The following is a 12,679-nucleotide window of genomic DNA, read 5'->3' as shown; positions in this document are numbered from 1 at the left end:
CTCACACTTCGGCGACGGTCGGCTCGTCGGATGGTACCTCCGGGCCCTCCGGTGGCTCGGGGGTCAGCCAACGCTCGCCGTACTCGCGCAACTGCTCGATGAGCGGCAGCGCGGCGCGCCCCTTGTCGGTGAGCTCGTATTCCACGCGCGGCGGAACCTGCGCGTAGGCATGCCGGGAAATCAAGCCCTCGGCTTCCAGATACCGTAACCGCTGGGACAGCACGGCTGGACTGATACCGGTGCCGTCGAGCAACTCGTGGAACCGCCGGTTCCCCTGGCCGAGTTCGCGCAGGATCAACAGCACCCAGTGGTCGCCGAGGAGCCGCGCTGCACGTGCGATCGGACAACTCGCTTCGTGGTGTGCATCGCGCCGCATCGTCCATCCTCGCCACTGCCATTGTACCGCGGGCGGCAGAGCTGTGCTTCGATCCGAGATCGGAACGACTCCTTGACAACGGTAGCCGCTAAAACTATGATACTCGTAGTTGCTACGGATGACGTAGCAGAGACGCTCAGGAAGGAGGCAGCTGTGACCACGATCGCACCGGAGCTGACGGGACTGGCGCGGTGGGAGATCGATCCGGCGCATAGCCAGATCACCTTTGCCGTTCGGCACCTCATGGTGACCACCGTGCGTGGCCAGTTCAAGAACTTTTCCGGCTGGGTGGAGTTCGATCCGGCGCACCCGGAGAACGGCAAGGTAGAAGTGACGATCGATGCTGCCAGCATCGATACGCGCGAGGAGCGGCGGGACGCGCATCTCCGTTCGGCAGACTTCCTCGATGTCGAGCACTACCCGACGATCACGTTCGTCAGTAAGCGCATCGAGCCGCTAGGTGGCAATCGGTACCGCGTGATCGGTGATCTCACCATCCGCGGTGTCACCAAGGAGGTCGCACTCGATGCGGAGTTCCACGGGGTCGCCAAGGATCCGTGGGGTGGCGTGCGAGCTGGCTTCGAGGCGCGCACGAAGATCAACCGGCACGACTTCGGCGCGAGCTGGAATGTCGCGCTGGAAGCGGGTGGCTGGTTGGTCGGTGATACAGTCGATGTCTTTATCGAGGTGGAGCTGGTGCGCAAGGACGCGGCCTGACAGCCCGGCGGGGCAGGAGCGCTCCTGCCCCGCCTTCTCGTTCTCCAAAGGGGGGGGTTCGGAGAGGAGGGGGGTAGCGATGGAATGGGCATTCCTGCTGGGACGGATCGTGTTCGGGCTCTTCTTCGTCTTCAACGGCATCAACCACTTGATGAACGTCCGCGGGATGAGCATGTACGCGGCGTCAAAGAGGGTTCCAGCGCCCCAGGCAGCAGTCATCGTGACCGGGATCATGTTGCTGCTCGGCGGGGCCAGTGTCGCGACAGGGTATCAGCCGGTGATCGGCAATATCCTGTTGATCGTGTTCCTCGTGCCAGTCGCATTTTGGATACACAACTTCTGGGTTGAGACCGATCCGATGGCTCGGGCGAACCAGATGGCGCACTTCCTGAAGAATCTCGCACTGGCCGGAGCAGCACTGGCGCTGCTGGGCGTACCGACGCCGTGGCCACTCAGCCTTGGATGACGAGTATGGTCACCCTCGAATTCTTTCACGATGTGTTGTGAGCCTGGTGTGCCGTGGCGTCGCCACGGCTGCGCCGGGTTCTCACCGAGTTCCCGGAAGTTCACCTAGTGCACCGCTGTTTCGCGCTCGCGCCGACACCCGAGGCCATTGCGGTGATCTTCGGTTCCAAGGAACGCGGGAAAGCTGAGATTCTCGAGCACTGGCGTTTGGCCAACCGGTACGACGACGTGCCGCGGTTCCGGCCCGACCTCATGGCGGCACGGCCATTCGACTATCCGTATTCGATGCCAGGGCTCCGCGCCTGCAAAGCGGCAGAGTCGATCGGCGGCCAACAGGCGCACTGGGATCTCTTCGACCGCATCCAGTACGCGCATCTCGTCGAGTGCCGCAATATCGCCGATGATGCTGTCCTGGCTGACTGTGCTGCTGCGGTGGGGCTGGATGTCTCGCTCTGGGAAAAGGCCTACCGTAGCGGGGAAGTCCTGGCTGCCGTTCAGGCTGACCTCGAGCGGGCACGCCGACTCGGTGTTGCAGCAGTACCGACCCTGGTCGCCGATGGGACGTCTGCCTTGAGCGGGGCGCGGACGGAAGAGCAGTACCGTGCCTGGCTGCGTGCCGTCATCGAGCAACGAGCGCGAGCAGGGCGAGACGAGCGTTGAGCGAGACTCGCACAGTTCGCCCGCCCTGTCCCTCGGAGCGATTCGACAGGTTGAGAGTAACGGGGGCGATGGATTACGAGCATTCGCTGCTTTTCGGTGTCTTTCTGACCCCTTCCGCGGCTGATCCGGAGCGCGTGGTCAAGCTCGTCGAGTGGTGCGACACGCTCGGCCTGGATCTCGTCACTGGTCAGGATCACCCGTACCAGCCGAGTTTCCTCCGAACCCGGTCGCTTCCCTGTCGCTGCTCGGGCGAAGCCCAGGTGGCTCGCTCCCGACGTGGCGGTTCTCCCGCTGCGACACCTGGCTGTATGCGCTCGCTCGGTCACTAGCCTCGACCGGCTGGGCGGTGGTCGTGTCGAATTGGGTGCATTCAGGAAGCGGCTCCCAGCACGGTCATCGAGCGTCTCGGTGGCGTCGTGCGAGGTGTCGATCGCGACGACCTGTTCCACCGCGGCCTGGCCGTGACTTCCGACTGCGTACCTGCTCCAGTTGACCGACAAGCCACTGGTTCGTACCAGGTGGCGTGGCGGAGGCGAGGGAATCATGCAGCGCACGATACGGTTCGGGCTCAACATCGATCCGGTGGTCGATCGCCCGGAAGAAGTGATAGGCCTGGCGACGCTCGCTGACCGTGCTGGGCTTGCGCTCGTCGCCATGCAGGATCACGCCTACAATCCCCGCTTCGGTGACACCTGGACGTTGCTGACCGCGATCGCGCTCAGGACCGAGCGGGTGCACGTGCTCACCAACGTGGCGACGCTCGCCTTACGTGCACCAGCGATGCTCGCCAAGGCTGCAGCGACGCTCGACCGCCTGACCGGTGGCCGCGTAGAACTCGGTCTCGGTGCAGGCGCTTTCTGGGACGGGATTGCAGCGATGGGCGGTCCACGCTGGACACCGCCGGAAGCGCTGGCCGCACTCGAAGACGCGCTCCGGCTCTGCCGGCTCCTGTGGGAGAAGGCAAAAACAAGTGAGCCGGTGACGTACGAGGGTCGCGTTTTTCGTATCGAAGGTCTCGAATTCGGCCCGAAGCCGGTTCGACCGATTCCGCTCTGGGTCGGTGCGATCCGGCCTCGCGCGCTCCGGTTGACCGGTCTGCTCGCCGATGGGCTGACGATCTCGACGCCCTACGTTCCTCCGGAGCGCTTGCCGGAGGTCAATCGGCTGGTCGACGAGGGGGCTCATGCTGCCGGACGCGATCCGGGGAGTATCCGCCGCCTCTACAATCTCCTCGGCGTCCTGGACTACCCGGGGGCTCGCCCTCTGCGCGTGCACCGCCCGGGATTCCTCGGTGGCCCCGCGGAGGCGTGGGTCGAGGCGATCGTCCGCTTCGTCGAACTCGGGATGGACACTTTTGTTTTCTGGCCGGTCGCTGGAGACTACGTCGCGCAAGCCCAGCATTTCGTCGAAGTGGTGGTGCCGGAGGTCCAGCGCCGGTTGGCCACGGCCTGAGCGTCACTCCAGGTCGACCCAGAGGAACGCCTCGGCGTACTCGAGCCCGACTGGCGCACCAGCCTCGCGAGCACGACTACGGACGCGGTTCTCCGTGCCGCCGGGGAAGGCGCTCGCTTGGCTGGTATGACAGCGGAGCGCTGCGAGCTTTCGCTCGAGCACGGGTGCGATGTCGACGAAGGTGTCGGGACGGTCGCTCCCGAAGAGCAGCGCGACGCGGACAACGTGCGGGTGTAAGCCAGCTGCCAGTTGCTCGGGGAAAAAGGTTGCCAAGCGGCTGGCTGGAAAGGCGGCCGCCAGAGTGGCTGCGCCGACGGCGCGGTGATCGGGATGCTGGCGGTAGAGCCTCGTGAGGGGATCGTGCGTGAGCACGATATCGGGGCGGAAGCGTCGGATCTCAGCAGTCAGCTGGGCACGCAGGGCGAGCGTGTCGAAGACTTCCCCGTCAGGGAGCCGCAGGAAGGTGATCCCTTGAACGCCCAGGAGCTGCGCGGCGGCCAGTTGCTCGGCCTCGCGGACTTCGACGAACGACCGTGACGGGTTCCAGTGTTCTGGTTGTCCCTTGTCGCCGGAGGTAACGACCACGTAGTGTACGGTCGTCCCAGCGGCGACCCAGCGGGCGACCGTCCCGGCGCAGAAGAACTCCGGGTCGTCCGGATGCGCGCCGACGATCAGGACGCGCTCGGCCAGCGGTGGCTCGCCGATGTGTCGGACGGACAGCTTCTCCATCGTGTTGACTCCCGATCGATCCGGTTCGCTGTGCCAGGCTCGCGATGGTGAGTGACGGTGTGCAATACCGCGACGATTCTTCGCTCGCAGGACCGCCGTCTGTCCCGTCGCGAGCCGGAACGGATCCGGGGACGCGCTGCTCCGAGGCCGGAGCATGACATCGGCTTCGGTCAGTCCGCACCCCGTGGCAGTATAAGGCGGGCGGCCAGGTGGTGGGCGGAGGAGACGTGCGTCATGCGAGTACGAGCAGTCACGATCGGTTGGACGGTCGAGTGGCAGGGCGGCAGGATCGCGAACGGAGCGGAGATCGCCAGGCTACCGCAGCGAGTACGGGCGTACTTCGCCGAGGCAGGGATCGAGCTGCAAACGCTCCGTCTCGCCACGCAGCCCTTCCCGAACGTCGTCGCACCGGAGGAGGTCACGGTCTTCGCGCGAGCGCTCTGTGCGGTCGCCGAGACGGCTGGCTTCGACTACGTCTCGATGGGGCCAGCTGGCCCGGAACAGCACGCATGGATGTCCCATATCGTGCCGGCACTGGTCGAGAACGAGACGCTGTTCGCCGCCATCTCGACCACGACGGACGATGGTCGGGTCGCACTACCAGCGGTCGAGGCTGCTGGGAGGGTCATCAGCGAGCTGGCGAGGCGGACCGCGGGAGGGTTCGGGAACCTCCGGTTCGCCGCTCTGGCGCTGTGTCCGCCTGGTATCCCGTTCTTCCCAGCGGCCTATCACGATGGCGGGGAGGTCGCGCTTTCCGTGGCGTGGGAAGTGGCGGACGATGCGCTCGCGGCGGTGACCGGCGCACGGTCGCTCGGCGAGGCCGAACGGCGTCTGGAAGAGCGCCTGAGTCAGGTGGCCGAGCGACTCTGGACAGCTGTCGAAGGGTTGGCTGTCCGGCTCGGCGCGCGGGCGCTCGGCATCGACTGTTCGCTCGCCCCGTACCCGGACGAGACGCGGAGCGTTGCGGCTGCTTTCGAGCGCCTCGGTCTCCAGCCATTCGGTGCGCCGGGGACACTGGCTGTCGCTGCGTCGATCACCAGTGTGTTGCAGAGACTACCGGTGCGGCGCACCGGCTTCTGCGGCCTGATGCTCCCCGTCCTCGAGGACGCCAGACTCGGTGCCCTCGCACAAGCTGGTCAGCTCCAATTGTCGACGCTGCTGGTCGCCTCGGCCGTCTGCGGAGTCGGTCTGGACGTCATCCCGCTCCCCGGTGAGACCACCGCAGCACAGCTAAGCGGTCTGGTTCTGGATGTGGCCACACTGGCGACACGCCTGAAGAAGCCACTCCTCACTCGACTGATGCCGATCCCTGGCCTGCGGCCCGGCGAGACAGTGCGGTTCGCCTTCTCGTTCTTCGCGCCTGCAGCAGTGCTTCCGCTCGCGGGAGCGGTGCCACAGCAGTGGTTCACGAGCGATCCTGGACAGAATACTGGTGAAGATGAGCTGTAGTGCTTCGCCCACAGAGAGGTGGTTGCCTGAATTGTGGAGAAGGAGTACCATTCGTGTGGTGACAGTGTATCGGTTCTTGTTGGAGGGCGACGATGGCGCGGATCGTCATCACGATCGAGGGTGACTCGCAGGAGATCGGGGCGATTCAAGAAGTCTTGCAGCGGCTCGCTGGACTGGCGGCTGCCGAGTTCGAACCTGGTGAAACGGTGCGCGGCCCCGGGGAGCGTGAGCCGTGGACGCTCGAGGAGTTCCGACAGTTCTGGAGTCGCTTGCAGGACGGTGCACGGCAGATCCTCGCCGAGATCGCGAAGCGGCCGGAAGGGTACCCGATGGTCGAGCTCGAGCGCGCGCTCGGGGTTCCCGCGCGGGTCATCGGTGGCCGTCTGAGTTCCGTCGGGCATGCGATGCGCCGGTTTCCCCACAAGGAAGAACCGGTCGAGTTCCGTACCGGCGGTGACGAGGCTCCCGGGCGCCGGATCTATTTCATGAAGCCGGAAATCGCGCGGATGATCCGGCGCCTCGTCAGCGCTGGTGCAGCGGAAGAGGCGGCGGACGACTGATTCTGAGTCGGGGCAGACGGTTCTTTTCATCGCTATCGAGTGTGGTGGTGTGACTAGTCCTTGGCCGGTCGCCCCCCGCTCGGCTGGCGTCTTTCTTTGACGCTGCGCCAGTCCCCATGCTATCGTCGCCTGCAACCGGCATGCGGGTTCGCGGTGGCCGGTCGATGGTATCGGTCTGGGGGAGGGTGCGGCGACCGATGGCACGGAGTTCGGTTCTCGGCTACCCGCGAATCGGGAAACGGCGCGACCTCAAGCGGGCGCTCGAGCGCTACTGGGCGGGCGAGAGCGACGAGGCAGCGCTGCTCCAGACGGCACGCTCGGTACGACGAGCGGCCTGGGAGGTGCAGCGCGAGGCTGGTATCGATCTCATCCCATGCAATGACTTCAGTCTCTACGACCATGTCCTGGACACGATCTGTCTCCTCGGTCTCGTGCCGGAGCGCTTCGGCCCGCCGGAACCGGAGGTGAGCCTTTCGACCTATTTCGCGATGGCGCGCGGCCGGCCCGGTGCGCCTGCCCTCGAGCTGACCAAGTGGTTCGATACGAACTATCACTACCTGGTGCCGGAGTTCGATGGGCCGGCTCCGCGCCTGGCCAGCGCGAAACCGTTCGAGGAATTCGTCGAGGCGACGGAGTTCCTCGGAAAGCCAGCGAAGCCAGTGCTGCTCGGGCCGTTGTCCTTGCTGCTCCTGGGCAAACGACACCGGCGACCGTTGGACGAGCATCTCGACGCGCTCCTGTCGGTGTACCGCGAGGTGCTGGAGCGGCTCGCAGCTGCTGGCGCCGAGTGGGTGCAGATGGACGAGCCGGTACTCGTGCAAGACCGGAGCGAGGACGAGTTGCGACTGCTCCGGCGAGCCTATGACGTGCTCGGCTCCACTGCGAAGCGACCCCAGATCATGCTGCAGACCTTTTACGGGAGCCTGGACGAGGCTAGCTGGGATCTCGTGATGACGCTCCCGGTCGAGGGTGTCGGTCTCGACTTTGTCCGCGACGACGGGAACCGGGCACTCCTCAACCGGCACGGTTTCCCCGAGGACAAGGTGTTCGGTGCAGGCGTGGTCGACGGGCGCAACGTCTGGCGGACGAATCTCGTCGAGGCCCTGGAGAAGCTCGAGGAGATCGCTGAGCACGTGCCGGTCGATCGGATCTGGGTGCAGCCCACCTGTTCCCTGCTGCACCTCCCGCACGACGTGCGGCTAGAGACGAGACTGCCTGCATCGCTCCGGGCCCTCCTCGCCTTCGCCGAACAACGGCTCGAGGAGCTGGTCGTCTTGACGCGTGCCTTGAACGAAGGACGCAGTGCGATCCTCGACGAGCTCGAACGGAACGCGGAAGTCTTCCGGGTGGCGCTCGATGACTTGCCGGTCATACGACCGGCGGTCCGCGAGCGGGTCGCGGCACTCACGGAGGACGATTTCCGCCGAACTTCCCCGTACCGGGTGCGGGAAACGGTGCAGCGCGAGCGTTTCCAACTCCCGCTCTTCCCGACGACGACGATCGGGAGTTTCCCACAGACACCCGATGTGCGGCAAGCCAGGGCCCGGTGGCGTGCTGGCACGATGAGCGACGAGGAATACTGGGCCTTCATCCGCGAGCGGATCGCCGACGTCATCCGGCGTCAGGAAGAGATCGGCCTCGACGTGCTGGTGCACGGCGAGTTCGAGCGAACCGATATGGTCGAGTATTTCGCTGCGCAACTGGATGGGTTCGTCTTGACCGAGCACGGCTGGGTGCAGTCGTACGGGAGCCGGGTGATCCGGCCGCCGATCATTTTCGGCGACGTGGCGCGCCCGAAGCCGATGACGGTCGAGGTGATTCGGTTCGCGCAGTCGCTCACCGACAAGCCAGTGAAGGGGATGCTGACCGGCCCGGTCACGATCCTCAACTGGTCGTTCGTGCGCCAGGATATCCCGCGGCACGAGGTCGCCTACCAGATCGCGCTGGCGCTCCGCGACGAGGTGCGCGACCTGGAGGCGGCTGGCATCGGCATGATCCAGATCGACGAGCCGGCGCTCCGCGAGGGTTTGCCACTGCGACGGGCAGAGTGGGGCGCATATCTCGACTGGGCCGTGCGCGCCTTCCGGCTCGCCAGTTCCGGCGTGCGCGACGAGACGCAGATCCACACGCACATGTGCTACAGCGAGTTCAACGACATCATCGAGGCGATCGACGCGCTCGATGCGGACGTCATTTCGATCGAGAACAGCCGGAGTCACGGTGAGCTGCTCCAGGCCTTCCAGACGTACCGCTACGAGCGGCAGATCGGGCCTGGCGTCTACGACGTCCACTCCACGCGGATCCCGAGCGTCGAGGAGGTCCTCGAGCTGCTCGAGCGGGCGCTCGCCTTCCTGCGTCCCGAGCAGCTGTGGGTGAACCCGGACTGTGGGCTCAAGACTCGCCGTCCGGAAGAAGTCTGGCCGTCGCTGCAGAACATGGTCGAGGCGGCCCGGCGCCTCCGCGCACGGTACCATCAGCACTGAGCACTCGGGTAGCGGAGGGCTCGCTGCAGGAGCAGAGCCTCGGCGACCTCGCCCAGGGTTTCCCGCGGGCGGGGTCGTCGTTTCGCGCGGCGGCAGCGGTCGAGGCACCAGGGTGCTCCTCTCCGCTCCCGCAGCGGCCGCGTGGCGCGAGAGTTCGGAGCGGCGGGAACACCAGTAGTCCCTCCTGGGCGGGAAGATCGATCCAGCTGATCGGTCGTCCGTTGTCCGAGGAGGTGAAGCGATGTCGAAGGCCCTCGTGCAGGAACTGGTCGCCCGGCTCGTGCCGCTCATCGACCGCGATACCTGCATCACCGTGTTCGAGTTCGTCAACGAGATGTACCGGCAAAGTGAGGGCTATATCGAAGCGAACATCGACAGGGCGATCGCGTGGTTCCGTCCAGGCTGCGATATCCTGCATGACCGATCCAGCGAGTTGCCCGAATGGGACGATCGGGAGACATGGGAGGCGGTCCAGAAGTATCTCGGTGATTTTCCTGTCGTGCGCACGACGCACTACCTCGGCACGCTCGGGGCGATCGGTTGGGAGGCTGCCGAGGCCCTCGGAATCACCGAGTGGCTGGGATATGCGCGCGAATACCCGGCATCGCCGTCCGGCTCCGGCGGCCCGCTCGGCTGGGCCGACCCGATCGGTGGTGTCTGGGAACGACCGGGCCTGGATGCCAAGTACGACCACTTCAACGTCGACGGGCTGGAGATCACGCTCGAGGAAGCGCGCGGCTGCTACCTCTGGATGGTCACGATCATGGAAGTGTGCCGCGAGGTCTGGTATCGGGTGGCGGATCTGGGCTACCTGGCTGAGGACTCGCTGGGAGACTGGCCGGACCTCGACGACGCGAGCCCGCTCGAGCGTGCGCGGATCGTGCTACCGGCTTGCGATCGCGTCGTGGCTGCAGTGCGCGAGGGACGGGGGCCAGGGCTGGACGGGGCCGACCAGTGGTTCGAAGAACTCAAGCCGGTGATCGCGGTCGCTGCGATCGTCCCAGAGGAACTCCGTGCAGTCCAGACGACCTACGATGCCGGCCTCCTGCTGACCGGCCGTTTCCGCGAAGCGCTCGACCCGGCCGCGCTGGCCAAGGCCGGCCTCGCCGACGAGGTGGACGACCTGATACGGGAAATGGAGTGGTCGCTCATCGAGGTGCGCCCCTGGATCGAGCGGGTGCCGGAGCCTGGGTCTCCGGAAGCGACCGTCCATCTCTCTCGTTGGTGGGAGATACCCGCCACCCCGTTGTGGCTGGCCTGGCAGGCGGTGTTCGGCTACGGCGATCTGCCGTTCGACCCCTATAGCATTCGGTAGTGCGGCGGCGGACGAGAAGCGTGCGACGAGGCTGCCGATCGCTGGCCGAGCGCTCAGGAGGTGGCTGCCCTCGCCACTACCGGGCGGCGAAAGATGCTGACCGGGACGGACCAGCAGAGGGCGAGGGCGGCCAGCAGCGGTACGGCGGTGCTGGCGAGCGCGAGCTGGAGCCCGAAGCGGTCCGCGATCCAGCCGGTCACCGGTGCGCCGATGCCGCCGGTAACGAACCCCATGCCGAGGATGAAGCCGGAGGCGACGCCAGCCCGGCCCGGTAGCAGCCGCTGGGCCGCGACCAGCGTAACGGAGATCGAGGCGTCGGCGAGGAACCCGAACAGCGCAGCGGCCAGGAGACCGAACTGGTTCGGCAGTGCCGTGAAGAGGAGCAGCGCGGGGAGTGCTGCGGCCAGCGAACCGATCAAGACGCGCCAGGAGCCGATCCGGTCGGCCAGGTAGCCGCCGAGCAACGTACCGATGGCGCCGCTGGCGACGATCACGGTCGCCACGACGCCGTAGAGCACCTCGAACCCCAGCTCGCGGTACCAGACCGGGGCGAAGGTCGCGACGGTCATGAAGGCCCAGCTACGGAGCATCACGACCAGGAGGATCGGGACCAGCGCTCGCCAGTCGACGTGTCCCAGTCGCGCGGGCGCTCCTGGGTCGCTGACGGCGGGACGCTCGTGGTAGCGGCGCAGTGCCCAGCCGACGAGCACTGCTGCCACCAGGCCGAGCGGTAGTGCGGCGAGGGTCCCGGCGAGACCGAAGGCCCGGAACAAGAGGACGCCAGCGAGCGGGCCGAGCGCGTAGCCGATCGTCCCGCTCACCGTGTAGACCGACATCGTCGTGTTCCGATGCCGGTCGTCGGCGAGCAGCGCAGCGCGCGAGGCGCCGACCGGATGATAGGCTCCGGAGCCGAGGCCAGCGAGAAAGGCAAACGGGTACAGGAGGACCGGTTCCCGTACGAAACCGTAGGCTCCGAGGAAGAGCCCTGACCAGACGAGGCTGAGCGGGGCGAGTCGACGCACACCCCAGCGGTCCGCCACGTACCCGAAGACCGGTTGGGTGAGGGAGACAGCAGCGGTGTAGGCGAAGGCGAGCGTGCCGACTTGGTTGTAGTCGAGCCCCAGCTCGAGCACGAGGAGGGGATAGAGCGCGGGCAGGAGCCCGCTCATGAGGTCGACGCTGAAGTGCCCGAGCATGAAGGTGGCCAGCCGAGCGTGACGGCGGAGCGAGGTAGCTGCGCGCATCCGACCCTCCCAGCGGCTATCCTAACGCGATCGAGCGGTTCGTAAAGAGGCCCCTTGTTTCGCGCTGTCCTGGATGTGACCAACCAGCGAGGGCGAACTCGCGGGTGCTCCCAGTTCGGGTCGTGGCTGCGGGGAGACCCGTCCTCACCGGTAGGCCCGGCCAGTATCCGCATGGTCGAGGGCACTTGCCGGCTGGACTGCATACCGGGTGATCGTCCCTCTTGCTCGCTCGCTCTCGATACGAGAAAAAAGAATGACAGCCGCGTGACGACGATCGCCGGGAGGGCGGTTCATGGAGAAGGACGGACGGAAACGCCCGCTCGAAGTCGGCATCCTCGTGCCGCAAGGCGAGTACCGGTGGAACGGCCGGCTGCCGCGGTGGAGCGACCTGGCTGCGATGGCTCGCCTCGCTGAGGATATCGGACTCGACTCGCTCTGGGTCGTCGATCATCTCCTGTATCGCACACCGGACGGGGAACCCGAGGGGATGTGGGAGTGCTGGTCGCTCCTTTCGGCACTGGCAGCGGTTACCGAACGGGTCACGCTCGGGACGCTCGTCGTCTGTACCAACTGGCGCAATCCTGCGCTCATCGCGAAGATGGCCGAAACAGTCGATGAAATCTGCGGCGGGCGACTCATCCTGGGACTCGGTGCGGGGAACACCGAACACGAGTTCCGCCGTTTCGGTTTCCCCTGGGAGCGACGGGTCAGCCGCTTCGCCGAGGCGCTGCACATCATTCACGGGCTCCTGCGCAACGGCTGGATCGATTTCGCGGGCGAGTTCTATACCGTGCGCGACTGCCTCCTGCGACCGCGTGGGCCCCGGCCGCAGGGGCCACCGATCCTGGTCGGCGGCAATGGCCAGCGGCTGCTCCGTCTCGCCGCGCGCTACGCTGACATCTGGAACACGTACTACGACTTCACGGGTAATCGCGCCAGCGGTGTCATCCAGCAGATCGCCGCTTTTCATGCAGCGTGCCAGGACGTCGGGCGAGATCCGGCGAACGTCGAACTCTCGGCGTCCGCTCTCGTTGCCTTTCCTGGCCACGGGCGGATCTACGGCGTGGTTGCCGATCCTGTCCGGGGAACACCGGAGGAAATCGCCGAGGAATTCCGCGCCTATGCGCGGGCAGGTGTGCGACACCTGCAACTCCGGATCGAGCCGAACACGCTGGACGGTCTCGAGCAGCTGGGGCGGGTGCTCGAGGTGCTCGACCGTGGCTGAGTCC

The 12,679-nt window shown here is 66.2% G+C and carries 13 protein-coding genes; 10 read left to right on the top strand and 3 right to left on the bottom strand.

Going from position 1 to position 12,679, the window contains the following annotated elements; translation table 11 throughout:
• Position 1: 1 nt before the first annotated feature.
• The gene (locus OO015_RS03645; protein ID WP_265939867.1) at positions 2 to 376 is read right to left on the bottom strand and encodes a winged helix-turn-helix transcriptional regulator; all 375 of its coding nucleotides are present in this window, start codon (positions 374 to 376) and stop codon (positions 2 to 4) included.
• 153 nt (positions 377 to 529) lie between these two features.
• Between OO015_RS03645 and OO015_RS03640 the strand changes: the two genes are divergently transcribed.
• The 5 genes from OO015_RS03640 to OO015_RS03620 all read left to right on the top strand — a co-directional run bounded on the left by OO015_RS03640 (position 530) and on the right by OO015_RS03620 (position 3,670).
• Entirely contained in the window at positions 530 to 1,093 is a 564-nt protein-coding gene (locus tag OO015_RS03640) for a YceI family protein (RefSeq protein WP_265939865.1), read from the top strand.
• A 79-nt stretch (positions 1,094 to 1,172) separates the two neighbouring features.
• Positions 1,173 to 1,559 carry a DoxX family protein gene (locus OO015_RS03635; protein ID WP_265939863.1) on the top strand — a complete coding sequence of 129 codons (387 nt, stop codon included), beginning with the start codon at positions 1,173 to 1,175 and terminating at the stop codon, positions 1,557 to 1,559.
• A 53-nt stretch (positions 1,560 to 1,612) separates the two neighbouring features.
• Positions 1,613 to 2,218, top strand: coding sequence for a DsbA family oxidoreductase (locus tag OO015_RS03630; protein WP_265939861.1), 606 nt, complete (start codon positions 1,613 to 1,615; stop codon positions 2,216 to 2,218).
• 68 nt (positions 2,219 to 2,286) lie between these two features.
• Entirely contained in the window at positions 2,287 to 2,547 is a 261-nt protein-coding gene (locus OO015_RS03625; protein ID WP_265939859.1) for a hypothetical protein, read from the top strand.
• Between the two features lie 214 nt (positions 2,548 to 2,761).
• A complete protein-coding gene (locus tag OO015_RS03620; protein ID WP_265939857.1) occupies positions 2,762 to 3,670 on the top strand; it encodes an LLM class flavin-dependent oxidoreductase in 909 nt (302 codons plus the stop codon).
• 3 nt (positions 3,671 to 3,673) lie between these two features.
• Here the strand turns inward: OO015_RS03620 and OO015_RS03615 are convergent, their stop codons facing one another.
• On the bottom strand, positions 3,674 to 4,399 hold the full coding sequence (locus tag OO015_RS03615; RefSeq protein WP_265939856.1) for a PIG-L deacetylase family protein: 726 nt from the start codon (positions 4,397 to 4,399) through the stop codon (positions 3,674 to 3,676).
• A 234-nt stretch (positions 4,400 to 4,633) separates the two neighbouring features.
• Here OO015_RS03615 and OO015_RS03610 point away from each other — a divergent pair, with 234 nt between their 5' ends.
• From OO015_RS03610 to OO015_RS03595, 4 genes are all read left to right on the top strand, one after another.
• The gene (locus OO015_RS03610) at positions 4,634 to 5,848 is read left to right on the top strand and encodes a DUF711 family protein (RefSeq protein WP_265939854.1); all 1,215 of its coding nucleotides are present in this window, start codon (positions 4,634 to 4,636) and stop codon (positions 5,846 to 5,848) included.
• A 92-nt stretch (positions 5,849 to 5,940) separates the two neighbouring features.
• Positions 5,941 to 6,408: a hypothetical protein gene (locus tag OO015_RS03605; RefSeq protein ID WP_265939852.1), complete on the top strand. Its 468-nt coding sequence runs from the start codon at positions 5,941 to 5,943 to the stop codon at positions 6,406 to 6,408.
• 197 nt (positions 6,409 to 6,605) lie between these two features.
• Positions 6,606 to 8,891 carry a 5-methyltetrahydropteroyltriglutamate--homocysteine S-methyltransferase gene (gene metE / locus OO015_RS03600; protein WP_265939850.1) on the top strand — a complete coding sequence of 762 codons (2,286 nt, stop codon included), beginning with the start codon at positions 6,606 to 6,608 and terminating at the stop codon, positions 8,889 to 8,891.
• A gap of 241 nt (positions 8,892 to 9,132) precedes the next feature.
• A complete protein-coding gene (locus OO015_RS03595; protein ID WP_265939848.1) occupies positions 9,133 to 10,206 on the top strand; it encodes a hypothetical protein in 1,074 nt (357 codons plus the stop codon).
• Positions 10,207 to 10,259: 53 nt separating this feature from the next.
• Here the strand turns inward: OO015_RS03595 and OO015_RS03590 are convergent, their stop codons facing one another.
• The gene (locus OO015_RS03590) at positions 10,260 to 11,450 is read right to left on the bottom strand and encodes an MFS transporter (protein WP_265939846.1); all 1,191 of its coding nucleotides are present in this window, start codon (positions 11,448 to 11,450) and stop codon (positions 10,260 to 10,262) included.
• Between the two features lie 292 nt (positions 11,451 to 11,742).
• Between OO015_RS03590 and OO015_RS03585 the strand changes: the two genes are divergently transcribed.
• The gene (locus OO015_RS03585) at positions 11,743 to 12,675 is read left to right on the top strand and encodes an LLM class flavin-dependent oxidoreductase (RefSeq protein ID WP_265939844.1); all 933 of its coding nucleotides are present in this window, start codon (positions 11,743 to 11,745) and stop codon (positions 12,673 to 12,675) included.
• Positions 12,676 to 12,679: the final 4 nt, after the last annotated feature.

The organism is Thermomicrobium sp. 4228-Ro (assembly GCF_026241205.1).
In the GTDB taxonomy this organism is placed as follows: domain Bacteria; phylum Chloroflexota; class Chloroflexia; order Thermomicrobiales; family Thermomicrobiaceae; genus Thermomicrobium.
This window is presented reverse-complemented; position numbering and strand designations above follow the sequence as displayed.

What these genes read in the sequence shown, in the direction of transcription:
- OO015_RS03590 (WP_265939846.1), bottom strand. Translation starts at nt 11,450, where the DNA reads ATGCGCGCAGCTACCTCGCTCCGCCGTCACGCTCGGCTGGCCACCTTC.
- OO015_RS03610 (WP_265939854.1), top strand. Translation starts at nt 4,634, where the DNA reads ATGCGAGTACGAGCAGTCACGATCGGTTGGACGGTCGAGTGGCAGGGC.
- OO015_RS03635 (WP_265939863.1), top strand. Translation starts at nt 1,173, where the DNA reads ATGGAATGGGCATTCCTGCTGGGACGGATCGTGTTCGGGCTCTTCTTC.
- OO015_RS03595 (WP_265939848.1), top strand. Translation starts at nt 9,133, where the DNA reads ATGTCGAAGGCCCTCGTGCAGGAACTGGTCGCCCGGCTCGTGCCGCTC.
- OO015_RS03620 (WP_265939857.1), top strand. Translation starts at nt 2,762, where the DNA reads ATGCAGCGCACGATACGGTTCGGGCTCAACATCGATCCGGTGGTCGAT.
- OO015_RS03615 (WP_265939856.1), bottom strand. Translation starts at nt 4,399, where the DNA reads ATGGAGAAGCTGTCCGTCCGACACATCGGCGAGCCACCGCTGGCCGAG.
- metE (WP_265939850.1), top strand. Translation starts at nt 6,606, where the DNA reads ATGGCACGGAGTTCGGTTCTCGGCTACCCGCGAATCGGGAAACGGCGC.
- OO015_RS03585 (WP_265939844.1), top strand. Translation starts at nt 11,743, where the DNA reads ATGGAGAAGGACGGACGGAAACGCCCGCTCGAAGTCGGCATCCTCGTG.
- OO015_RS03625 (WP_265939859.1), top strand. Translation starts at nt 2,287, where the DNA reads ATGGATTACGAGCATTCGCTGCTTTTCGGTGTCTTTCTGACCCCTTCC.
- OO015_RS03645 (WP_265939867.1), bottom strand. Translation starts at nt 376, where the DNA reads ATGCGGCGCGATGCACACCACGAAGCGAGTTGTCCGATCGCACGTGCA.
- OO015_RS03605 (WP_265939852.1), top strand. Translation starts at nt 5,941, where the DNA reads ATGGCGCGGATCGTCATCACGATCGAGGGTGACTCGCAGGAGATCGGG.